Raw genomic sequence first — 23463 nt, forward strand, 5'->3', positions numbered from 1 at the left:
GCTCAGCGGCGGTCCCAGGGGAATGCCAGTGTCGGGCGATGGGCATAGCGCGCCATCGCCAGCATGAGCCGAGCGCCGCAGCCCGGCGCCAGTCGTATCGTGACATCGCGTCCGCCGACCGTCCGCGTCACGCCGTGCATGGTCAGTCGATCGATGCGATGCTCGCCATAGGCGCCGCCCTGAACGATCACGGTACGCGGGCGCGAGCCGAGATTGACCAGGCTCACCTCGGTCGAGCGGTCGCCCAGGCTATGGACCAACGCGCCGACATCCTCCGGCACACCGGCGCGGCGGCGGTCGGCGTCGAAATAGCGCAGCCGGCAATGTAGCGGCACGCCGCCCTGTGGCGGGCTGGTCGGCGACCAGGGAGGGCGGGCGATATGCAGCCCGCCGGTCATCGTCGCGACCAGCGCGCCCGCGCTCGCCGGATTGATATCAAGCGGCCAGTCGGCAAGCCGCGTCGCCGGGGTTGTGGGATCCGCGAGACGCGCCGCCACGCGATCCGCGACCAGCTTGAGGTCGCCGGTCAGCACCCGCTCGGGATAGCCTGGATCGCGGCCTTCGAGGAAAGCGATCCAGGGATGGTCGCCGGCCAGTGCGCGGTCCGCCGGATCCTGGGTCGCATACCAGATCTCGAACCCGTTGGTGCGATAAGGACCGGATTTCCAGCCGTACCAGCCATCTGCTCCGTACATGGTTGGCGCCGACACCCGGCCGTCGATCGACTTGGCCGCGTCGTTGATCCGCGCATTCTGCCGTCGCCAGAGTCGGATATAGTCGAGGTCGCCGGTCAGCAGCAGCGCGCCGAGGAACGCGGTGATCGCGCGCGGCACGCGGTTGCGATCCTCACGCTTGCCGGTCTGCGGCACGATCGGCGAGAATCCCCAGCCATAGACGCCACGCCACCAATCGGCGCCGACGCTGCCGTCGGGTCCAACCCGGCTCGGCAGGATGCCGCCATTGGCGCGCGCGCGCTCGGCCCAGGCATCGAGATAGTCGAGCGCCCAGCGTCGGAACCGCTCCCCGGCGCCCAGCGCATAGGCGTTGAGGCCGAGCGTCGTTGCCTGGAGGTTGAGCGGATTGTCGCCGGCGACGTCGCCATAAGCGGCATAATGGTCGAGCGTCTGCCGATACGTCTGTTCGCCATGCTCCATATGGAACGGCCGCGGGTCGAACGGATCGCCCGCCCAGTCGAGCGGGGTCGCGCTGCGCAGCATCGGCCCGCGGCTGCCGTTGAGCAGGCTGCGCATGACGCGATGCGCCGGATCGTAATTGCTGGTGGTCGGATCGTGTCCGGTATAGAAATCGGCGAAGCGCCGGGTACGCGCGAACAGCCGCGGGTCGTGCGGCGCGCTCAGCCCCATCACGTTGAACGTGGTCAGCCCCTCGGCATTGTGCTGCCAGTCCATCTGGACCGGGAATTCGCGGTAATACATGCCGCGCCGCGCGATCGGGACTTCGGTCGTGCGCGCGGCGGTATATTGCCGCAAATGACCCTCGTAAAACCGCTGGGCCAGCGTCAGCAGGCGGTCGGGCGCCCCTAGCGCGTGGAGTGTCACCCAATCGTTGGTAGCCTCTGCCGCGTCGTCCGGGCCATCATTGGCGCCCCAGCGAGCGGCCACCCGCAAGGCATCGTCCGCATCGACATATTTGCCGTAGAACGCCTCGCACGCCGCCATGTTGGCGTCGAGCAACTGGCGCTGCAGACTGGCCCAGCGCGGCGGTGCCATCGGCGTGTCGACCAACACCGGTCCAGGCCGTCCACGCGCCGCCGCGGGGAGCGCTGCCAGCGCCGCGGCGCCGGTGAGCATGACGCGGCGATCGACGATCATGCCGCCAGCTCCAGCCGCCGGATCGGCCCGACCACGACCAGGAAGGCGAAGATCGTCAGCAGGCAGTGCGCGCCGACGAACACCAGAGCGAGGTCGAACGATCCGGTCGCGCCGACGATATAGCCGACCGCGATCGGGGTGACGATGCCGGCGATATTGCCGAACATGTTGAACACGCCGCCCGATAGCCCGGCGAGCTGCTTGGGTGCGACGTCCGCCATGACCGCCCAGCCGAGCGACGCGATGCCCTTGCCGAAGAACGCGACCGCCATCAGCAGCACGACCAGCCATTCGGCATCGACCCAGACGCAGGCGATGATCAATGTCGCCAGCAGCATCCCGACGACCAGCGGACCCTTGCGCGCGAGATCGAGTTTGCCGGTTCGCGCCAGGATGCGATCGGATGCATAGCCGCCGACCAGCCCGCCGACGAACCCGCACAAGGCAGGAGCCGCCGCCGCGAACCCGGCCTCGAGGATGTTCAGCCCGCGCTCCTTGACCAGATAGATCGGGAACCACGTCACGAAGAAATAGGTCAGCACGTTGATGCAATATTGGCCCAGATAGATGCCCAGCATCATCCGGCTGGCGAGCAGCGGTTTGAGGTTCGCCCAAGTGAAGGTCGGCGTCCGCGACGGCTGCTTTTCCTCCATCCGCACCAGCCCGCCGCCGGATTCGATATGATCGAGCTCGGCCGCGTTGATCGCAGGATGGCGCACGGGACTATGGATGAAGGCGACAAAGGCCAGCGTCGCGACGATGCCCAGCGCGCCCATCACCCAGAACACCGATCGCCAGCCGTAACTGTGCACCAGCCAACCCATCAACGGCGCGAACGCGACCAGCGAGAAATATTGCGCGCTGTTGAAGATCGCCGAAGCGGTGCCGCGTTCGGGTCCGGGAAACCACGCGGCGACCAGCCGGGCATTGCCGGGAAAGGACGGTGCCTCGGCGAGCCCGACGAGAAAGCGCAAGGCGAACAGCATCGTCAGCGCGGCGACCCCCGGCACCCATCCGACCAGCCCCTGCATCGCGGTCATCACCGACCACAAGGCAATCGCGCCGGCATAAATGCGTTTGGTGCCGAACCGATCGAGCAGGGCGCCACCGGGAATTTGCGCGAGGGCATAGGCCCAGGCAAAGGCCGAGAGGATGAAACCGGTCTGGACTGGGGTGAGGCCGAGCTCGTTCGATGCCGCGTTGCCGGCGATCGAGAAGGTCGCGCGATCGGCATAATTGATCGCGGTGATGACGAAGATCAGCGCGATGATGCGGTATCGTACCCAGGTCGGTCGGTCGGTGTCGGTTGCCATCCAGCGCTCTCCCAGTCGGCGCCGCGCCTTTGGCCGGTCGATCACCGCAACTTCATCCCGAACGCTAGCGGCAACGGCGAAAGCGGTCCAAGTCGAAAAGCGGCATGATCCTGCCAATCCGTGGCTAGATCGCGGCGCAGTCAGCATGGTCCCGCCCGATTGGTGCAGGTTCCGCAATGATTCATGCCGTATTGGGGTTGGCCTGACCGGCCAACGCCGGACTACCCCAATGTATCGAGAACCGGCCCGTCGATGAGGCCGGACACAATGACGGCGCATGTGCCGCGAGTTGGGGAGTTACTGAAAATGGCAATCACCGGCATCCATGGGCTGAAGATCGGGCTTGGCGCCACGTCAGCGGCACTTGGTCTGATGGCAGCAGGGCCCGCCTGGGCGCAGGCAGCGTCGGCGGCGGAGCCAGTCGCCGCGCCGACGCCGACTGGCGCGCAAGGCGTGGACGATCAGGCGCCACCGGCGGATATCGTCGTCACCGGCTTCCGCGCCAGCCTGAACAGCGCGCTGGGCATCAAGCGCAGGGAGACCGCCACAGTCGACGCCATCAAGGCCGAGGACATTGCCGAATTCCCCGACCTCAACCTCGCCGAATCGCTCCAGCGCATTCCCGGCGTGGCGATCAGCCGCGTCAACGGCGAAGGCCGCAACATCTCGGTACGCGGCCTCGGGCCAGATTACACCCGTGTGCGGATCAACGGCATGGAAGCGATCGGCACCACCGGGGGCACCGACAATTCGGGTGGCGTCAATCGCGGTCGTGGGTTCGACTTCAACATCTTTTCGTCCGACCTGTTCAACAGCCTGACGGTCCGCAAGACCGCGACCGCCGATATCGAGGAAGGATCGCTCGGCGGAACCGTCGACCTCCAGACCGCGCGGCCGTTCGACTATAACAAGCCGACCGCGGTCATTTCGGTGCAGGGCAGCTATAACGATCTGCGCAAGCGCGTGACGCCGCGGCTGTCGGGGCTGGTCACGGCGTCCACTCGGGACGGGCGGTTCGGGGTGCTATTGTCGTTCGCCTATGAAGAGCGCCGGCTGATCGAGGAGGGCGCCAACATCACGCGCTGGACCTATGGCGGGTTCAACGGCGGCTTCAACGCCGCCTCGACGATCAACGGCTATACGCTCGCCCAGATCAACGACGCCAATCCGGCGACCGCTCTGTATCATCCGCGCATTCCCGGCCTGGTCAGCTACGACATTTTCCAGAAGCGCCTGGGTGCGGCGGGGTCGATCCAGTTTCGGCCGACCGACCGCACGTTGATCTCGATCGACGGCCTGTTCTCGCGTCTCGACGGCACGCGGAGCGAAGCGCAATTCCAGGCGATCAGCTTCAGTCGCTCGGGCAGCGGCAAGCCGCAGACGATCATCCGCTCGGCGACGGTCGATGCCAACCGCAACATCATCAGTGGTACGTTCGACAATGTCGATCTGCGCGTGCAGTCGCGTTACGACGAGCTCGAGACCGATTTCTATCAGGTCACCGCGACGCTCGACCAGAAGTTCGGCGACAAGCTGAAATTCGGCGCGGTCGTGGGGTACGCCGATTCCGCGTTCAGCAATCCGGTCCAGACCACGGTGACGCTCGACGCGGCCAATACCAGCAATTTCTACTACGATTTCTCGACGCGTTTCCCGACCATCAAGCCGGGCGTCGACGTCACCAATCCGGCGACCTTCGCCTTTACCAACGGCACGTCGGAAGTGCGGATACGCCCGCAAACGGTCGATAACAGCTTCACCAATGCCAAGGGCTTCCTCGAATGGACCGCGACGCCCGAGGTCAAGATCAAGGCGGGGCTCGACTGGCGGCGCTTCTCGTACGATTCGACCGAGCATCGTCGCTTGTCGGGTGAGACCGTCGTCCAGACGCTGACACCCGCGCAGATCGCCGCGGCGACCAAGGTGTTCAGTGGGTTCGGCAAGGGACTCGACGTGCCGGCGGGCACGCCGACCGCGTTCGTCGTACCCGACCTCAATGCTTTCGCCAGCCTCTATGGCATCTACAGCGATCCGCTCTACGCGACTGGCGGCGTGGCCAATGCGACGGCCCGCGGATCCTATGTCACGGTGGTCGAAAAGGACCTCGGTGCCTGGGGCATGGCGGAGTTCAATTTCGCCGATGCGGGCCTGCCGCTACGCGGCGATATCGGCTTGCGCTATGTGCGCACCAACCAGGTCTCGACCGGCTATGCCAGCCAGGGAGCGGCGATCAACCTGGTGACCGCGACGCGCAATTACGATCGCTGGCTGCCGTCGGGCAATCTGGTGTTCGACGTGACCGACAAGCTGCTCGTCCGTCTGGCCGCGGCCAAGACGCTGGCGCGTGCCGGCATCTCGGCGATCACCCCCGGCGGCAACCTCAACGTGTCGGGCGGCAATCGCAGCTTCAGCTCGGGCAATCCCGATCTGGTGCCGACGGCATCGACCAATTTCGACGCCAGCGTGGAATGGTATCCGTCGAGCGGCGCGATCTACGCCGTGTCGGCGTTCCAGAAGAATATCGATACGTTCGTTCAGACGTTGAGCGTCACCGTTCCGTTCTCGTCACTCGGTCTGCCGGACTCGCTGTTGGCCGGCACCACCGCGTCGCCGAGCGATTCCTTCATCGTCACCCAGCCGATCAATTCCAGCGGCGGCAAGTTGCGCGGGTTCGAAGTCAACGTCCAGCAGCCCTTCACCTTTCTCGGCGGCTGGGCGAGCCATTTCGGCGTGCTGGCGAACTTCACCTATGTCGATTCGAATATTCGATATCTGATCTCGACGAGCGGATCCGCCTTTGTCACCGCGCCATTGGTCGGCCTGTCGAAATACGCTGCCAACGGCACGCTTTATTATGAAGACAAGAAGCTGTCGGTGCGCGGCTCGGTCGCGTATCGCTCCCGATATCTGACCGCGGTGCCGGGGACCGAAGGCAATAGCTATAACGGCACCAACTCGACGTTGAACGTCGATGCGCAGATTTCGTACAATCTTACCGATCGACTGAAACTGAGCCTCGAGATGATCAATCTGACCGACGAGCTCAACGATCAATTCGTCGATTCCACCAATCGCCTCAATGTGCTGACCCATAGCGGGCGGCAGTTCAATTTCGGCGCCCGTTTCGCCTTCTAACCTCCTGAAAGGCGACGCTGAGGCCGCCCCGCAACGGGCGGCCTCCTTTTTTTGGGCCTCGAGGAAGGCACCTCAGTTCGTCCATCCTATCCCCCGAAGCGAACGCCGATCCACAGCGTCCTTGGCGTGCCAAGGTCGATCGATCCGGCCTGGTTGCGAGTCATGACCTGGGCATCGAACACATTTTCGGCGCGGACGACCGCACTGAAGCCACGCGCGATCGGCAGCTTGCCGAACAAGTCGACGGTGGTCGCCGCGGCCAATTTGTCGGTCTGCAAATCGTCCTCATATTGGTCGCCGACATAGCGCAACGTCGCCGACAATATGGGGCCGGCCCTGGGCGACCAGGCTATCGTCGCGCTGGCCGCATGGCGGGGGCTTTGCGCCGGAACGAATCCGTCGAACGCGTTGCCCGGCGCCCGGACCTTGCTGTCCGAATAAGCATAGGAGGCGGACATCATCATCGCGCCGCGCCGCCAGACGATATTCGCCTCGACCCCTTTCGCCTCGACGGCGTCGACATTGCGGCGCTGGCGCAGGTTGGTACCGATCGTCACGTTGGCGATCGCATCGGCCAGCTTGTTGTAGAACAAGGTGCCTGAAACCGTCAGACCGGGTAGGGGGGTGATGTCTATTCCAGCTTCCACCCCGCGCAGCCGCTCCGGCTTCAGGCCGGCGTTGGCCTGGGTGGTAACGGGAAAGACGGTGAACGGCCGATAGAGCTCGTTGAGCGTCGGCAGGCGGAAACCGGTATATCCCGCCGCACGCAACGCGACCGCGGCAACAGGACGATAGAGCAAGCCGGCGCGCCCGGTGAATTCGGTCCCGCTGCGATCGGGGAATGATTTGGTGCTGGTCGCGGCGCCGGCGCTGTTGCGTTCGTGGAAGAAGCCCCGGGTCAATGTCCAATGATCGAGCCGTGCGCCGCCGGTCAGCACCAATTTGCCGAGCGTCCAGTCATCCTCGACGAACAATCCCGCGACGCTCGAATTGCCGCCGGCGTTGCGCCGCGCGGTCACCGCGCCGGCGCTGTTATAGGCGTCCTCGAACAGTTCGCCATCGGCCAGCCTGACATCGCCGCCGATCCTCACGACCTGGTCGTGGCCGACCGGCGGGCGCAGTTCGATCTTGCCGCCGATGCCGGTCGCGGGCGTGTTGCGCTGGTCCAGCGTCAGCTTGAAGCTGGTCGCGCTGATCACCTTGTTGGAGAAATTGCGCGCCTGAACATAGGCGAGTGAGTCGACCTGCCAGCCGCCGCGATGGACCAGCCGGACGCTCGCATCTTCGCCCTCCGAACTCGAATCGGCGCCGCGAAAGCGCAACGTTCGGTTGTCGCCGAACAGCAGGCCATGGAATTGCAATTCGGTATCGGCGTCGATCGGCGCGACAGCGCGAGCCGATGCAGACCAGTCGCGGTACCGCGCGGGAACGCTCGCCGCGACGCGTTGATCGTCGGGCGTGGTATAGAAACCGTCGCCGCGCTCGAACCGGCCCGACAAAGTCGCGAAGCCGCCGCCGAGGCTCGGCGAGACGCTGGCCGAGATACTTTCCGATTCCCGGCTACCGTACAATGCCTCCGCGTTCAGCAGCGGCAAGTCGCGCCGCCCGGCGCTGACCAGTTCGATCGTGCCCGCGACGGCACCGGCGCCGAACGGCCCCGACCCGCCGCCGCGCGTCACGCGAATACCGGCGAGGCGATCGGGCACCAGCGCATTGAACGGCAGATAGCCGAAAAAGGGATCAGCGATCGGCACGCCGTCGAGCAGCACCAATGTCCGGCTCGAGGCATTGCCACCCAGCGCGCGCAGGGTCGCGCCTTGCGCCGACGGATTGGCCGAGCGGCTGTCCGAGCGGCGAAACTGTTGAAAACCGGCGACGTCCGCAAGCACGTCCTCGACGCGGCCCGAGGCGTCGTTGGTCAGCCGATCGCGGTCGATCGTCGTCGCGCCATAAGCCGGTGTGCCAGGCGGCAGATCGAGCCCGGTACCCAGCACCACTATATCGTCATCCGCCGCGGCCGGGGCGGCGGGGGCGTTCTGCGCCTGTGCGGCGATCGGCCAGGCGATCGAAGCGATGAGTGCGAGGCGCGCGGTGCGTAACGACATCGGCTGACCCTATGAGGATGGAGCGGCGACCGGAGCGGTGGCCCCGGACGCCGCCCTTTGCAAGCGGCACTAGAAGAACAGGATGGCGCCGGCGGCGGTTGCATTGCATGTCCTGCAGCTGGCGTGACATCGCTCGACAAACGGACAAAAGCGACGAGCAAGGTTGGCGAAGAGCGTGGACTGGTCGGGTCAGGATTTGGTGCCCGTCGACATCTGCCGTGGCGAACCAACAAGCTAAGCCGCCGAACACCCGTATCGGGGATAACGCGTATATCCGGCGCGCCTGCGCGGTTGGTACATCATGACCGATCCCGGGCCGCTTCGGCGATGCCCGAATACAGGAGAAAGTCATGCGCGACGTGCTGGTGCTGATCCACGACGATGTCGGACAGCAATCCCGACTGCAGGCGGCGTTCGACCTCGTTCGGGCGAGCCAGGGCAGGCTTCTTTGCGTCGATCTGGCCGAGCCGGATGTCGGAGGGGCGGGGGCGGCACGCGGCGGATCGCTGGTGATGGAAGCCGAGCTCGCGCCGCTTACCACGGTCCGCGATCAGGTCGAGGCGAGTGGGCTCTCGGCGCAGTGGATCGAGCGCCGCGACGACATGCTCCCGGCATTATCCGAATTGGCCGCACTGGCCGATCTGATCGTGATGAGCGCGCCGCGCGCGGACCTCTTTCCTCCCACCTATGCCACGATCGGCGAACTGCTGGTCAGCGCCGACACGCCGATCATAACGGTGCCGCCGGAGTCGCCGGGCATATGCCTGAACGGCGAGGTGCTGATTTGCTGGGACGGATCGCGCGAGGCGCATCATGCCATGGTGGCGGCAATCCCATTCTTGCGGCGCGCATCGACCGTCACGATCGTCGAGATCGACGATGGTTCGCTGAAGCTTCCTGCCAGCCAGGCGCAAACTCTGCTCGCACAGCGCAACATCGCTTCGCAGGTTCGCTCGGACCCCGCGTTCGGCGAGAAAGCCGCTTTCCCGATCCTCGAGCAGATCGCTCTGCTCAAGGCCGATTACGTGGTGATGGGCGGGTTCGGTCATTCGCGCCTGGTCGAAAGCATCTTCGGCGGCGTGACCCAGCGGCTCCTGCAGGAAAGCCCCGTGCCGCTCTTTCTCAAACACTGACGCCGGGAGACAGGTCATGGCGATCGACCCTATCCGACATTTGGTAGTGCTCGCCCATCCGCGTCGCGGGAGCTTCAATCACCAGATCGCGCAGGCCTATTGCGACACGGTCGAGGCGTGCGGTCAAAGGCCGTTCCTGCGCGACCTCTATCTGAACCGCTTCGATCCGGTGCTCGAATATCTTGGCGAAGCTCCCGAGCTGGAGGTCGTCTATGACCTAACCGAAATCCGGCGCTGCGATGTGATAGTCTTCGTCTATCCGATCTGGTTCGGCGGACCGCCCGCGATGATCAAGGGCTATGTCGATCGGGTTCTCGGTGCCGGGTTCAAACCGAGCCACGACCACGCCCAGGCACATAATCCGTTCCTCAAGGGGCGCTACATGATCAGCTTCTCGACCTCGGCATCGACCCAGGCCTGGCTTGGCGAACAGGGTCAGCTGACATCGCTTCGCGAAAGCTTCGACCGCTATCTCGGCACGATCTTCCAGCTCGCCGCGACCGAACACGTCCATATCGATGCGGTCGTCGAAGGGCTGAGCGAGCAATATGCCGCCGAGCAGCTGGAGCGTGTCCGGGAGGCGGCGCGCAGCACTTGCGCGACCGTGCTCGACGCGGCGCGCCGCGCGGAGATGGCACGGCTTGCCGAAGGGGGAACAGGGCAGGGCACCGCCCCCGCAGCCTGAATGCCGGCGTCGCGCGTCTACGTATGATCCCCGATAGGCCGGGCAGCGAGGCGCGTCCTATCCCGGCATCGCTCGACGAGGAGAAGACCGATGGAGCAAGTCACACCGGAAACACCGCCAAGCGAAGCCGCGGAAGAGCTTTGGCTCTGTAGCCGCGAGCTTTGGCTGCAACCCGTGCAATGGTGGACGGCGTGGTGGAATGCTTGGCTCACCCTAAGCGTGCCGCACTACCGGACGCATTCGCCAGCGACGGGGCACCGCTTCGTCGTACCGGACCCTATCGCGCGCGCCGAGGAACAGGATTTGTTCGCATGAAGCCGGGCAGAACGGATCCGGTCGTGACCGCGCAGATCGGCATGTAGCCAAGGAAGTTTTGATGGCCGTCTTTCACGCCGATCTCGCCGCTCGCTCGGTGCCGCGATACACGAGTTATCCCACCGCCGCGGAATTCACCGAAACGGTAGGCGCGGCCGAGTATCGGGCAGCACTGGATGCATTGCGGCCGAGCGATCGGATCTCGCTCTATCTGCACATTCCTTATTGCCATGAGATCTGCTGGTATTGCGGCTGCAATACCGGCCCGGTCGGTCGTGCGTCGCGCCTGGACGTCTATGTCGAGGCTCTGGTTGCGGAGATCGGCATGGTTGCGGATCGCGCCAAGGGCAGCGTCAGCCACGTCCATTTTGGTGGCGGCAGTCCCAATGCTTTGTCGCCCGCTCAGTTCGAGCGCGTCGCCGCCGCGGTCCGGAACAGCTTTCAAATCCTGCCGGATGCCGAATGGGCGGCGGAGCTAGATCCGCGGCATCTCGATGCCGATTTCTGTCGGATGCTCGCGGCAAACAATGTGTCGCGAGTCAGCCTGGGCGCGCAGACCTTCGACCTCGGTATTCAGGTGAAGATCAACCGACTGCAGCCGTTTCGCATCGTTGCGCGTTGCGTCGAGGATCTGCGGCGCGCGGGTATCGACCACATCAACCTTGACCTGATGTACGGATTGCCTGGTCAGACGCTCGACACGATCGCGCGAACGATCAGGCTGGCGCGTGATCTGGCGCCCGACCGCGTGGCGATGTTCGGCTATGCCCATTTGCCGCGGATGCTGCCGCGCCAGCGAATGATCGAGGACAGCCGATTGCCCGACGCCGAAGCGCGTTTCTGGCAAAGCATCCTGGCGCGCGACCTGTGGCTGGAAGAAGGCCTTCGTCCAATCGGCTTCGACCATTATGCGCGGCCCGACGACAAGCTCGCGCTCGCTGCGGCCAACGGCACGTTGCGGCGCAATTTCCAGGGGTTCACCGACGATGACGCCGACGCGGTGATCGGCCTCGGGGCATCCTCGATCAGCCTGTTTCCGGGGCTGATCGCCCAGACTGAAAAGCATGTCGGGCGATACCGGATGAAGGTCCAAAACGGCTGTCTTGGTACGATCAGGGGAATCCGGCGCTCGGCCGACGATCAGCGACGGGGCGCGGTGATCGAGCGGCTGTTGTGCGACGGTCGCGTCGATTTGATCGAGCTCGGTTGGCCGCTCGCCGTCGCGGCGCAAGTCATGGCGGACGCCGCACCGAAGCTGGCGTCGATGGAGGAGCGGGGGCTGATCCGCCGGCACGACACGGGGCTGGTCATTTTGCCGGATGGCGAGCCCTATGCGCGGCTCGCCGCCGTCGCGTTCGATACGTTCAGGACGGCAGTCGGCGACCGCTTCAGCAAAGCGGTTTGAGTACGTAGCTATCCCGATATTGCGGTCTCGCTGACCGGCATAGCGTGCTTCCATCCCGACGATGGAGGCGGTCATGAAGAACATCCTGGTCCTGGCGCATGACGATTGCGGCCAGGAAGCGCGGCTGCAGGTCGCGATCGACATCACGCGAGCGATCGATGGGCATTTGACTTGTCTGGACGTGGCGATGACTACGCTGGCCTCCGCCGACTTCACCGGCACCTATACCGGCACCGCTATCATAGCGGAGGAACGGCAGGCTGAGGCTGCCAATAGCGCCGCGTTGAAAGCGCGGCTCGGCAGGGAAGATATTCCCCACAATGTGGTCGACGCCACCGGCGACGCTGCGACCTGTCTGCGCCGTGCAGCAAAGCTCGCCGATCTGGTGGTGGTCAATCGCGGGTTGGACGACAAGTCGGCCTATCCCAATATGTTCGATCTCGCCGGCGACATGATCCTCGAAGGCCGCACACCGGTTTTCGCGGTACCCGAAAAGGCGCGGTCGATCGATCTTCAGGGACGAGCGGTAGTCGCCTGGGACGGATCGAACCATGCCGCCGCGGCGCTGCGAGCGGCGGTGCCGTTGCTCAAGCTCGCGCGCTCGGTCACCTTATTCCATGCCGAGGACGGGTCGTTGGCGCTGCCGCTCGAGGAAGCCGCCACCTATCTCTCACGGCACGGCATTCATGCGACAATCCGCCGCGAGAAGTGCCTGATGGACCGGCCGGGTTCGGTGATCATGGCTGAAGCGATGATCGAACATGCCGCTTATGTCGTGATGGGCGCATTCAGCCGGTCGCGCTTCCTGGAAGCGGCCTTCGGCGGGGCCACCCAGCGCATGCTGAGCGAAAGCCCGGTGCCGATTTTCATCGTTCACCAACCGTGACGTGACATAGAAAAGGGGGCGACGCTCTCGCCCCCTTCTTCCGACCCGCTCAGAACCGGACCCCGATCCCCATGCCGGCGACGATCGGATCGATCTTGACGCGCGCGGCGCGGACGGTGGCGCCGCTGGTCAGGCGGGCGGTGGTCTTCATGTCGATATATTTGATGTCGAAATTCACGAAGACCTTCTCGCTCACCGGAACGTCGACGCCGGCCTGCAGCGCGTAGCCGACGCTGTCGCCGAGCTTGACCTTGGTCGTGCCCAGAGCTGCGTTGAGCGAGGGCGTCGCTTTCGACGAATAGAAGACCGAATAATTGATGCCGGCGCCCAGATAAGGCCGCACCTTGCCATCCGGCGCGAAGTGATATTGCAGCGTCAGGGTCGGCGGCAGCACCCAGGTGTTGGCGACATCCCCCAGGGCGGAGATCGTCCCGCGGCCCGACACGCTGTGCCTGGTCGTCGCCACGATCAGCTCCGCGCCGATATGATTGGTCGCCATATAGGTGAAATCGACTTCGGGCATGACGCTGTCGCCGACCCCGACTTTGCTACCGGGAATGCCGGAGACCGAGCCGGAGCGTTCGTTCGGCGCGACCACGATCGCGCGGGCGCGAACCAGCACATCACCTTCCTTGGCGAAAGCGGGGGTCGCGAGCATTGCGGCGCTCATCCCGGCGAGTAGCATCAACTTCGTCATACACACCTCCTGTTGGGGCTGTGTCGCTAGGGACGAATGCGCGCGGACACTTTGATCGCGCGCAATAAAGTCGGCTAAGTAAATCTCCGGATGGCCACCATTGGCGGCATGATCGATTAGGGGACCAACACGATATGCATATGATCGACCCCCAATCGCGCGACGCCTCGCTCGACTTCGAACTCGCGTTGTTCGTGGAAGGCGCGACCGACCGCGCGCTCTTTCTGACGTCGCCCGATGGCATAATCGCAAGTTGGAATCATGGCGCCGAACTGTTGACGGGATGGCAAGCGGACGAGGTCAAGGGCCGATCGGTGGCGCTCCTCTATACGCAGCAGGACGTTGCGGCTGGCCGGCCGATGAGCGATCGGGCTGCCGCGGCGGCGGCCTCTGCCCCTCGGCGGATGGAGGCATGGCGCATCCGCAAGGACGGGTCCGAATTCCTCGCCGACGTCACCATCTTCGCGCTGCGCAACAAAGATGGATCGATCAGGAGCTTCGGTCAGAGCGTTCATGACATCACCGCGCGCAAGGCGATCGAACAGGGCCTCGCCGAGCGGGAGATGCACGTCCGGTCGATCCTGGCGACGGTGCCGAGCGCGATGGTGGTGATCGACGAGATGGGGGTGATCGTGTCGTTCAGCGCCGCTGCGGAGCGGCTGTTCGGCTATACTGAGGCAGAGGTTGCCGGCCGCAACGTCAGCATGCTCATGCCCAATCCGGATCATGACCGGCACGACGACTATATCGCGCGCTACAAGGCGACCGGTGAGCGCCGCATCATCGGCATCGGACGGATCGTCGTTGGGCAGCGTAGCGACGGCAGCTCGTTTCCGATGGAATTGTCGGTCGGCGAGGCCAATGCCGACGGGCACCGCATCTTCACCGGGTTCATCCGCGATCTGACCGCCGAACAGGAGGCGGAGCTCAGGCTCAAGGAACTGCAATCCGAGCTGATTCACGTGTCGCGGGTCAGTGCGATGGGGACGATGGCGTCGACTTTGGCACACGAGCTCAACCAGCCGCTGACCGCGATCGCCAATTACATGGAGGCAGCCTGCGAGCTGCTCGACCGGCACGATCAGACGAACGAAGAGTTCGTCAGAGAGGCGGTCGAGGAAGCCGCGAAGGAAGCGCTCCGCGCCGGCCAGATCGTGCGGCGCCTACGCGATTTCGTGGCGCGGGGCGAAGTCGCGCAGCATATCGAAAACCTTCCCGCGATGATCGAGGACGCCAGCCGGCTGGCATTGGCGGGCGCGCGCGAGCGCGGCGTCCGCGCCTTCTTCAAACTGGATCCGAGAGCGAGCGAAGCCTTTGTCGACCGCGTCCAGATCCAACAGGTGCTGGTGAACCTGATCCGCAACGGCGTGGACGCGATCGCCGATCGCGCCGTTCGCGACATCACGGTGTCGACCGTCTCCGAGCCCAATGGCATGATCCGCGTGTCGGTCGCCGACACCGGCGGCGGACTCGATCCGGCGCTCGCGCCCCAATTGTTCCAGGCGTTCGCGAGCACCAAGGAAAGCGGGATGGGCCTGGGGCTGTCGATCTGCCGCACGATCGTGGAAGCGCATGGCGGTCGCATCTGGGCAGAAGACAATGTCGGGGGCGGCACTATATTCCATTTCACCATCCAGAGCGGGGAACCCGAAGATGAGTGACAGACGGCTGGTTCATATCGTCGATGACGAAGACGCGATCCGCCGTTCAGCGAGCTTCATGCTGCGTACCTCCGGCTTCGATACGCGCACCTATCAGTCGGGCGTCGAGTTCCTGAAGGAAGCCAAGCACGCCGACCCCGGCTGCGTGCTGCTCGATGTCCGCATGCCCGGTATGGACGGGCTGGAAGTGCAGCGCGAATTGAACGAGCACGGCATCGTGCTCCCGGTGATCGTGTTGACCGGCCACGGCGACATCTCGATCGCTGTGCAGGCAATGAAGGCGGGTGCGGTCGACTTCCTCGAAAAGCCGTTCGAAAAAAACCAGCTGATGGTCGCGCTCGATGCGGGTTTCGCCAAACTGGAACGGCGCGAAGACGCCACCACGACCGCGCACGACGCCGAAGTCAGGATCGCCGCGCTGACCGCGCGCGAGCAGGAGGTCCTGCAGGGGTTGGCGCGGGGGCATCCCAACAAGACGATTGCCTATGATTTGGGCATTTCGCCGCGCACGGTCGAGGTGCATCGCGCCAATCTGATGACCAAGCTGGAGGTGCGCAGTCTGTCGGAAGCGCTGCGCATCGCGTTCGCAGCGGGCCTGGAGAGCTGATCTTCGGATCATTACGTAACGACGCACCTGAACGGCCGTGCGACGAGAGCGTCATGAGCAATGGCGCACTCCCACAACCAGACCCAGCGGTCGAAGCCCAGCGTGTCGTATTGTTGATCGAAGACGACGAGGCCGTCCGCCGCTCGCTGCAGATGCTGCTCCATTGGCGCGGCTATGATGTGCGCTCGTTCGCCGGCGCCGCTCCCGTGCTCGAAGGCAATATGATGGACGATGCCGACGTGCTGATCGCCGACTATCGTCTTCCGGACGGCGACGGGATCAGCGTGCTGCGTGCGCTTCGCCGGGCGGACTGGAAAGGCAAAGCGATTCTGATCACCGCCTTCCCTTCACCGACGCTGGCCGAAGCGGCGCGCGCCGCCGGATTCGACGCGGTGCTCGAAAAGCCGCTGCGCCAACACGAACTCATCCGAGTGCTGGCAGGTTAACGCCATGTCGGCCGTTGCGCTCGCTTGGCCCGACACGCGGAGCCGTGCCGTCCCGGCGCCGGAATCGCGTTGCGCGCAATGCGCCGGCCGGCAGCAATCGATCTGCGCCGACCTGCCGCCGGACGTCCTGGGCGAGATGGCACGCATCGGGCGCGTGCGCCGATTGCGGCGCGGGGAGGTGCTGTCGTGGGAAGGCGACGAGACCTATGACGTCGGCAATGTGCGCGACGGCGCGCTCAAGCTCACCGCTTCGCTGCGCGACGGACGCGAGCAGATTCTGGGCGTTGCCTGGCCCGGTTCCTTCGTCGGTGAATTGTTTGCCGACCAATGGACCCATCGCGCGACGGCTTTGGCCAGCACGACGGTCTGCGTCTACCGGCGCGCGGATCTGCATGCCTTGGCTGTCTGCTATCCCGAGATCGCCACATCACTCTTGCGGCGATTCTCGAACGACCTGGACACCGCGCGACGATCGATCCTTTCACTAGGCCGCAAGACTGCCGAAGAACGTGTCGCATCACTGCTGGTCGATATGCGTCGATCAACGCCATGCGATATGACCGGGGCTACCCCCATGTCGCTCAACCGCCAGCAAATGGCCGACCTGCTCGGCCTGACGATCGAGACGGTGAGCCGGAAAATCCGCCGGTTCGAACGGGCTGGCATCATCCAGCTCGTCGGGACCCGTCTGTTCCAGGTGCTCGACGATGTCGGACTGGCCCGATTGGCCGCCTGAAGAATGATCTAAATCCGGGAATCTACGCATCGTCGCGGACGCCGGGCAGGTGCAGAGTCGCCGGCATGACCTGGTACACCATCTGCCTCGACCTCGCCCGCAGCCAAGCCTTTCCCGACGGATCGGCGGCGCATTGCTATCTCCTCCGCGCTCCGCTTTGCGATGACGGAACCATCGACGCTGCGGCGATGCGCGCTCACCCCGATCGGACGACCATATTGCGATCCTGGCCGGACGAGCCTGAGCGGAACGGGTATCTGATCCACAACGGCGCGAGCTGGCGTTTTTCCTATGCTCCGGGCGACGCCGACGACGAACCGATCTTCCATCTCGAAACGCATCCGCTCGCTGTCGGGGCCTACCTGACGGTGCGCGAGCAGGACGGCGAGGATCTCTGTTTCAAAGTGACGCGACGCGACGAGATTTCCCTTCCAGCCTAAGGATGATGCCATGACCGGAACGATGTTGGCGGTGCTGGATGACGTCGAGAGTGGCGCCGGGTTCGTCCGCACCATTTTGGCCCAGGCGGAGCGCATGGATGCGCGCCTGGTCGTCTATCTGCTGACGCCCGGGCCGCTCGCCGCGCCCGATCTCGCGCCGTTTGGCGTTTTGTATCTCCCCGACCAGATTCTGCAGGCCGATTCCGAGAAACAGGTCGAAAAGCTTCGTGCCATGCTGGGTGGAACGACGGTCGACGTCGACATACGCGGTATGTTCGACGATGTTGCCTGGCTCGCCGGCGACGTTCGACGGGCGCGACCAATTTCCGACCTGTCCGTTGTCGGTTCGCACGAGACCTGGGCAATCCCTTATCTGTACCGCCGTGTCACCGAAATGCTCGCGCTAGCCTCGGGCGGTCCATTGCTCATTCTGCCACCGGGGCGCTCGCTGACCACGGTCAATCATGCGGTTCTGGCCTGGAAATCCTGCCCCGAAGCCGTTCGCGCGCTCCACGATCTGGTGGGCCTGCTCGCGCCGGGCGCTCGCGTCGATGTGGTAAGCTGCGGCGACCGGCCGGCGAGCGAGAATGACCCGCATGGGCACGGAGCGGTTGCCGCTTATCTCGGCTATCGTGGGTTCGAAGTGGGATCGGTGTGGCTGGAACGGCGTCACGATGTCGCCGAACAACTCCAGACCCATGCCCTCGAACTGGGGGCCGATCTGCTCGCTGCCGGCGCGTTCGCGCACAGCCGACTGCACGAACTGGTGTTCGGCGGCGTCACCGCAGGACTGATCAACCAGACACGGATCCCCGTCCTGCTGTCGCGATAGCGATGCCCGACCCCGCTCAATCGCTGCTGTCCCTCGGCTATGCCGGGGCGATCGGCCTGCTGGTCGGCCTGGAAAGGGGCTGGACCGGGCGCGATGCCGATGACGGTCACCGTGTGGCAGGCATCCGGACTTTCGGGTTGCTGGGGATTGCAGGCGGCGCGGCCGCGCTCGTCACCGAACCGATCGGGGTAGCGCTCGTGTTGTTGTGCGGCATCGTGCTGATCGTCGGCTATACGCGTCAGGCGCGGGCACGCGACGGTCAGAGCGCGACCAGCGCGATCGCCGGTTTGCTCGTCCTGGGCCTGGGTGCGCTGGCGGCTTCCGGCCAGCCCGAGGCGGCGTTGGCCGCTGCCGCGGTCGTCATGTTCCTCCTGTCGTCGCGCCAGCGGCTTCACAAATTAGTCGGCGATCTTACTGCTCAGGAGATGCGCGCGGCAGCGGAGTTTGCCATCGTCGCGCTGGTCCTGTTCCCGCTTGCGCCCGATCGCGGCATGGGACCGTTCGGCGCGATCAATCCGCATCATCTGCTGCTCGTCGTGGTGCTGGTGAGCGGCATTTCGTTCGCCGCCTATCTTGCCGGCCACCATATCTCGCGCGGGAAAGGCCCGATGCTGACCGCAGCCGTCGGGGCGCTGGTATCGTCGACCGCGGTAACCGCCGCTCTTGCCCGGCGGATGCGGAGCAATCTCGGTGAAACGGGTCCCCTCAGGGTCTCCTTGCTGATCGCCTCGATCGTCGGTGGGCTGCGTGTCCTGGTGCTGATTGCCGTTCTGGCGCCGGCAGCGTTCGCCAATTCTGCCTATGCGATACTGCCCGGCCTGGCGGTACTCGCCGCGGCGGCGGTTTGGGCGGGCAAGGGCGGTGTACCCGCCGGCGAGGAATGGACGCCTGTCGGCAACCCGCTCGAACTCGGCGCGGCGGTGACCTTCGCCGCGATCGCCGCGGTCGCGACTCTTGGCGCGCGACTGGCATCGTCCGCGTTGGGCTCTTCCGGCTCGCTGATCGTGTATACCGCGACCGGCATGGCCGATGTGGATGCCGCGGTTCTAGCTTTCTCGTCATTGACGGTCGGTGAGCAGGCGATGTTGGCGGGTCCGGCCTTGGCTGCCCCTGTCGCTGCCAACATGGTGTTGAAGGCAATCGTCACCATTGTCCTGTCGCGCAATCGGGCTGGCGCAGTGGCCGCGTTACCGCTCTTCGCCTGCGCTACAGTCATCGTGGTCGCGGCAACGGTCATCTGGTTCCGTGCCTGATCGGCGCACGGGGTCACGAACTCGCTTCAGCCTCCGCCCGTTCCCAGAACGAACATGTTGTCGAGCCACCGCTCGCGCTTCGCCGCATTCTGTTCGACGGCACCGTATAGAATGTGATGGACCGGGCCGATCCCGACGAACTTCAGGATGTTGCGTTCGAGGCTCTTCACGCTGTGCGAGCGGAACCACAGGGCATAGAAGGCTGCCGGCATCCCCATCGTCACGACCACCGTGGCCGACTTGCCGCGCAGCAGGCCGCCGCCCATCGATCCCTGGTCGCTCAGCGCGAATCCCGGCCGCATGACCTGTTCGAGGAACGCCTTGAGCAGCGCCGGCACGTCGCCCAGCCAGAGGGGATAGAAGATGACGATATGGTCGGCCCAGGCGATCGACGCCTGGGCGTCGACGATCGCGGGCGAGGGCGGCTGTTTTGCCCATTCCTCCCTCGATCGCAGGATCGGGATGTCCGCCGTGGCGAGATCGATCCGGCGTACCTCATGCTCCCAGGCAAGGGCGCCCTTGGCATAGCGATCGGCCAGCGCATGGATCAGCCTGGCCCGATCGGGATCGGGATGACCGTCAATCACCAGGATGCGGCGCTTCATTCGGCCGGTTCCATCTCCGCCGCGTCAGGCTGCCGCAACGTGCGGCGCAGCAATACTTCCGATCCAAGGTCGGTGCCGGGCACCGGCGCGAAGCCCGCTTCGCGTTCGAGCGTCAATGCGGCCCGGTTCTCGCAGCTCTCGACCGCCTCGATCGCGCCGATACCCTCGGCCTCGGCGTAACGGACGACGTGCTCGACCAGGGTCCAGCTGACGCCCTTGCCCTTGAAGTCGCTGCGGACCGAAACTGCCAGTTCGGCGCGTTCGCGATCCGGATCGCACGCCAGCAGCGCCGACGCGATCGCGGTACCGTCGGGGGCGAAGGCCAGGAAGTGCATCGTCCGCCAGTAATCGATCTGGGTCATCGCCACGAGCCGGTCGCGGCCGACATCGCGCAGGCCAGTCAGGAAACGGAACCGCAAATCGTCGGTGGTGACATGGTGGAAGAGATCGGCCAGCGCTTCCTCGTCGTCGGGCAGGACCGGCCGCACGTGCATCGTCACGCCGTCGCGCGTCGTCAAATCGGCGGTCCATTCCATCGGCGCCGGCCGGATGACGAGCCGCGAACCGGTGTCGTCGAGCGACAGGCCGATCCGGGCGTCGAGCGCGATCGCGCCATGCTCGTCGACGAGCAGCGGATTGATGTCGAGCTCGGCGATTTCGGGCAGGTCGATGACCAGGGCCGACACCGCATTGAGCACACGCAAGACGGCGTCGATGTCGACCGCGGGCACGTCGCGATAGGCGCCAAGCAGGGTCGCCACGCGCGTTCCTTCGATCATTTCCCCGGCCAGCACGCTGTCGAGCGGGGGCAGCCCGAAGGCGACGTCGCGTGTCATCTGGACCGCCTTGCCGCCGGCGCCGAAGGCGATCACCGGCCCGAAGGTCGGATCGCGCGCGACGCCGATCAGCAATTCGCGGCCCGATGGGGAATTGACCATGGTCTCGATCTCGAATCCGGTGATCGACGCTTCAGGATGCTCGTGTCCCAACCGGGTCGCCATATCCGCCGCGACGCGCTGCGCGTCTTCGACGGTGGCGACGTTGAGCGCGACACCGCCGACATCGGACTTGTGCGGTAATTGCGGGGAGACCACCTTCACAGCATAAGGCGGCGGAAGGTCGGCGCAGACGCGGGCGATGGTATCGCAGTCGCGGGCGAGCATGCCTTGGACCACCGGAATGCCATAAGCGCCGAGCACGGCTTTGGCCTCGGTTGCCGAAAGTTGCTGGCGGCCCGCATTGCGGGCCCCGACGATGACGGCACGCGCCCGGGCGCGATCGCTGGCAGGGACGAGCTGATGCGCGGGCGCGCGCATCAGCGCCTCGCGTGCCGCACTCGCCTTGGCGAGATAGCCAAAGGCGCGGATGGCATCGTCCAGATTGTCGAACACGGGAATACCGACGGCATCGAACAGCGTCCGCGCCGCTTCGGCATTGCGTGGCCCCATCCAGCAAGCGATCAGCGGCTTGGCGGCGCCCGCGTCGGCCCGTGCGGCGATCACGCCCCTGGCGATCTCTTCGCCTGTCGCAACCGCGGTGGGGCAATGGATGATCAGTGCCGCATCGACCGCCGGATCGGCGAGGACCGCGCGCGTGGCGACCGAGAAACGCTCGGCCCGCGCGTCGCCGACGACATCGATCGGGTTGGCGCGTGACCATCCCGCCGGCAGGTCGGGATCGAGCGCGGCGATCGTTGCTCCCGACAAGGTAGCAAGGCTCGCGCCCGCGCCGGGCAACGCATCGGCCGCAAGCACGCCAGCGCCACCGCCGTTCGAGACGATCGCCAGGCGATCACCGTAAGGCGGGCGATAGCGCGACAGGATCTGCGCCGCATCGAACAATTCACCCATTGTATCGACCAGGATGATGCCGGCGCGGTGGAAGGCGGCGGCATAAACGTCGTAGGAGCCGGTCAGCGCGCCGGTGTGTGAGAACGCCGCTTTGCCAGCACCCGCGGTGCGCCCGGCCTTGATCGCGATCACTGGTTTGATGCGCGACGCGGCGCGCGCCGCCGACATGAACTTGGCAGGATTGGTAACCTGCTCGACATAGAGCAGGATCGTATCGGTGCGCGGATCGGCGGCGTAGAAGTCGATCAGGTCGCCGAGATCGACATCGGCCATGTCGCCCAGTGATACCACGCCCGAAAAGCCGACATGGCGGTCGGCTGCCCAGTCGAGCATCGCGGTGACGAGCGCGCCGCTTTGCGACAGAAAAGCGAGCCGTCCGGCCGTCGCATTGCGCGGTGCGAATGAGGCGTTGAGCTGGGCATGCGGCAGCAGCAATCCCAGGCAATTGGGCCCGATCAGGCGAACGTCGTGCGGCCGCGCGGCGTCGAGCATCGCTTGGCGCGCGGTGGCGTCGTGGGGGAGCGACGAAATGACGGTCACGACTCGCGTGCCGATCGTTCCTAGTTGTCCGATGATCGCGGGAATGGTCGCGGCGGGCGTGACGACGATTGCGAGATCGGGCTTGCGCGGCAGGTCGGCGATCGACGCTACCCACCAGACGTCATCCAGCTCGACCTTGTCTGGATTCACCGCGAACACCGTCCCGGCGAAGCCGCCGTCGATGATATTCTCCAGCACGCGCGTGCCGAGCGAACCGGCCTTGCTCGATCCGCCGATGACGGCGATCGATTGCGGGTGGTTGAGTGCGTCGAGATGTCGGATCGTCATGGTGCAATTTCCGCCCAAAGCCAGAGTGTCGGCCGGATTGTGCCGGGCGGATCAATCGATCTCCATCCGTATTGCCCCGGATGCCGGCCGACCCGTTCTACGGGTTACTACGCATTTGGATTCGACCGGAATTCGCACATGTCACGCCGGCACGGGGAGAGCGGATTTGCTGTACCAAAAACTATTCACCCAGGCGATCGACCGGCTGCATGCCGAAGGGCGGTATCGCGTGTTTATCGACATATTGCGCAACAAGGGGGCGTTTCCCAATGCGCGGTGTTTTGCCGGGCATAACGGGCCGATGCCGATCACGGTGTGGTGCTCGAACGATTATCTCGCGATGGGTCAGCATCCCAAGGTGATCGCGGCGATGGAAGAAGCGCTGCACGATGTCGGCGCGGGCTCGGGCGGCACGCGCAATATCGGCGGCAACACGCATTACCATGTCGATCTCGAGAACGAGCTGGCCGATCTCCACGGCAAGGAAGGCGCGCTGCTGTTCACCAGTGGCTATGTCTCGAACGAGGCGACCTTGGCGACCCTGGGCAATATCCTGCCCGGCTGCATCATCTTCTCGGACGAGCTCAACCACGCCTCGATGATCGCCGGCATCCGCAATTCGGGCTGCGAGAAGCGCGTGTTCCGCCACAATGACCTGGCGCATCTCGAGGAACTGCTCGCCGCCGAAGACCCCAACGC

General features: G+C 65.0%; 19 protein-coding genes. 13 read left to right on the forward strand and 6 right to left on the reverse strand.

Annotated features, from left to right (window positions below; translation table 11 throughout):
- Positions 1-2 precede the first annotated feature (2 nt).
- Together AC1DSD_RS17235 and AC1DSD_RS17240 are read right to left on the reverse strand one after the other, a co-directional pair.
- Positions 3-1832: a DUF8034 domain-containing protein gene (locus tag AC1DSD_RS17235; RefSeq protein WP_478031802.1), complete on the reverse strand. Its 1830-nt coding sequence runs from the start codon at positions 1830-1832 to the stop codon at positions 3-5.
- Positions 1829-3145, reverse strand: a complete 1317-nt coding sequence (locus tag AC1DSD_RS17240; protein ID WP_478031803.1) for an MFS transporter — start codon at positions 3143-3145, stop codon at positions 1829-1831. Before AC1DSD_RS17240 ends, AC1DSD_RS17235 begins: the two co-directional genes overlap by 4 nt.
- Before the next feature lie 306 nt (positions 3146-3451).
- Between AC1DSD_RS17240 and AC1DSD_RS17245 the strand changes: the two genes are divergently transcribed.
- Positions 3452-6280, forward strand: coding sequence for a TonB-dependent receptor (locus tag AC1DSD_RS17245; protein ID WP_478031805.1), 2829 nt, complete (start codon positions 3452-3454; stop codon positions 6278-6280).
- 86 nt (positions 6281-6366) lie between these two features.
- On the opposite strand, the gene AC1DSD_RS17250 is transcribed toward AC1DSD_RS17245, so the two are convergent.
- On the reverse strand, positions 6367-8385 hold the full coding sequence (locus AC1DSD_RS17250) for a TonB-dependent receptor plug domain-containing protein (RefSeq protein WP_478031806.1): 2019 nt from the start codon (positions 8383-8385) through the stop codon (positions 6367-6369).
- Positions 8386-8735: 350 nt separating this feature from the next.
- Between AC1DSD_RS17250 and AC1DSD_RS17255 the strand changes: the two genes are divergently transcribed.
- From AC1DSD_RS17255 to AC1DSD_RS17270, 4 genes are all read left to right on the forward strand, one after another.
- Positions 8736-9518 carry a universal stress protein gene (locus AC1DSD_RS17255; RefSeq protein ID WP_478031807.1) on the forward strand — a complete coding sequence of 261 codons (783 nt, stop codon included), beginning with the start codon at positions 8736-8738 and terminating at the stop codon, positions 9516-9518.
- Between the two features lie 16 nt (positions 9519-9534).
- Positions 9535-10203, forward strand: coding sequence for an NAD(P)H-dependent oxidoreductase (locus AC1DSD_RS17260; RefSeq protein WP_478031808.1), 669 nt, complete (start codon positions 9535-9537; stop codon positions 10201-10203).
- Positions 10204-10579: 376 nt separating this feature from the next.
- Positions 10580-11923 (forward strand): oxygen-independent coproporphyrinogen III oxidase, encoded by a 1344-nt coding sequence (hemN, locus tag AC1DSD_RS17265; protein WP_478031809.1) that lies wholly within the window; start codon positions 10580-10582, stop codon positions 11921-11923.
- A gap of 73 nt (positions 11924-11996) precedes the next feature.
- Positions 11997-12809, forward strand: coding sequence for a universal stress protein (locus tag AC1DSD_RS17270; protein ID WP_478031810.1), 813 nt, complete (start codon positions 11997-11999; stop codon positions 12807-12809).
- A 49-nt stretch (positions 12810-12858) separates the two neighbouring features.
- Here AC1DSD_RS17270 and AC1DSD_RS17275 read toward each other — a convergent pair whose 3' ends face one another.
- Positions 12859-13506: an OmpW/AlkL family protein gene (locus tag AC1DSD_RS17275; protein ID WP_478031812.1), complete on the reverse strand. Its 648-nt coding sequence runs from the start codon at positions 13504-13506 to the stop codon at positions 12859-12861.
- A gap of 140 nt (positions 13507-13646) precedes the next feature.
- Between AC1DSD_RS17275 and AC1DSD_RS17280 the strand changes: the two genes are divergently transcribed.
- The 7 genes from AC1DSD_RS17280 to AC1DSD_RS17310 all read left to right on the forward strand — a co-directional run bounded on the left by AC1DSD_RS17280 (position 13647) and on the right by AC1DSD_RS17310 (position 19481).
- Positions 13647-15167, forward strand: a complete 1521-nt coding sequence (locus AC1DSD_RS17280) for a PAS domain-containing sensor histidine kinase (RefSeq protein WP_478031813.1) — start codon at positions 13647-13649, stop codon at positions 15165-15167.
- Positions 15160-15774: a response regulator transcription factor gene (locus AC1DSD_RS17285; RefSeq protein WP_478031814.1), complete on the forward strand. Its 615-nt coding sequence runs from the start codon at positions 15160-15162 to the stop codon at positions 15772-15774. Before AC1DSD_RS17280 ends, AC1DSD_RS17285 begins: the two co-directional genes overlap by 8 nt.
- Positions 15775-15827: 53 nt before the next feature.
- Positions 15828-16220, forward strand: a complete 393-nt coding sequence (locus AC1DSD_RS17290; RefSeq protein ID WP_478031815.1) for a response regulator — start codon at positions 15828-15830, stop codon at positions 16218-16220.
- 4 nt (positions 16221-16224) lie between these two features.
- On the forward strand, positions 16225-16956 hold the full coding sequence (locus AC1DSD_RS17295) for a Crp/Fnr family transcriptional regulator (RefSeq protein WP_478031816.1): 732 nt from the start codon (positions 16225-16227) through the stop codon (positions 16954-16956).
- A gap of 65 nt (positions 16957-17021) precedes the next feature.
- Positions 17022-17396 carry a hypothetical protein gene (locus AC1DSD_RS17300; RefSeq protein ID WP_478031817.1) on the forward strand — a complete coding sequence of 125 codons (375 nt, stop codon included), beginning with the start codon at positions 17022-17024 and terminating at the stop codon, positions 17394-17396.
- Positions 17397-17406: 10 nt separating this feature from the next.
- Positions 17407-18228, forward strand: a complete 822-nt coding sequence (locus AC1DSD_RS17305) for a universal stress protein (RefSeq protein ID WP_478031818.1) — start codon at positions 17407-17409, stop codon at positions 18226-18228.
- A 2-nt stretch (positions 18229-18230) separates the two neighbouring features.
- Complete coding sequence (locus AC1DSD_RS17310; protein WP_478031819.1) at positions 18231-19481, forward strand: MgtC/SapB family protein; 1251 nt, start codon at positions 18231-18233, stop codon at positions 19479-19481.
- 26 nt (positions 19482-19507) lie between these two features.
- Here the strand turns inward: AC1DSD_RS17310 and AC1DSD_RS17315 are convergent, their stop codons facing one another.
- The gene (locus tag AC1DSD_RS17315) at positions 19508-20086 is read right to left on the reverse strand and encodes an NAD(P)H-dependent oxidoreductase (protein ID WP_478031820.1); all 579 of its coding nucleotides are present in this window, start codon (positions 20084-20086) and stop codon (positions 19508-19510) included.
- Positions 20083-22764: a bifunctional acetate--CoA ligase family protein/GNAT family N-acetyltransferase gene (locus AC1DSD_RS17320; protein ID WP_478031822.1), complete on the reverse strand. Its 2682-nt coding sequence runs from the start codon at positions 22762-22764 to the stop codon at positions 20083-20085. The genes AC1DSD_RS17315 and AC1DSD_RS17320 overlap by 4 nt, the downstream gene beginning before the upstream one ends.
- Positions 22765-22930: 166 nt before the next feature.
- Here AC1DSD_RS17320 and AC1DSD_RS17325 point away from each other — a divergent pair.
- Positions 22931-23463 (forward strand): aminotransferase class I/II-fold pyridoxal phosphate-dependent enzyme (locus AC1DSD_RS17325; protein WP_478031823.1); only part of this gene is annotated, 533 nt, incomplete at its 3' end.

This window comes from Sphingomonas sp. P4_D12 (assembly GCF_056401895.1).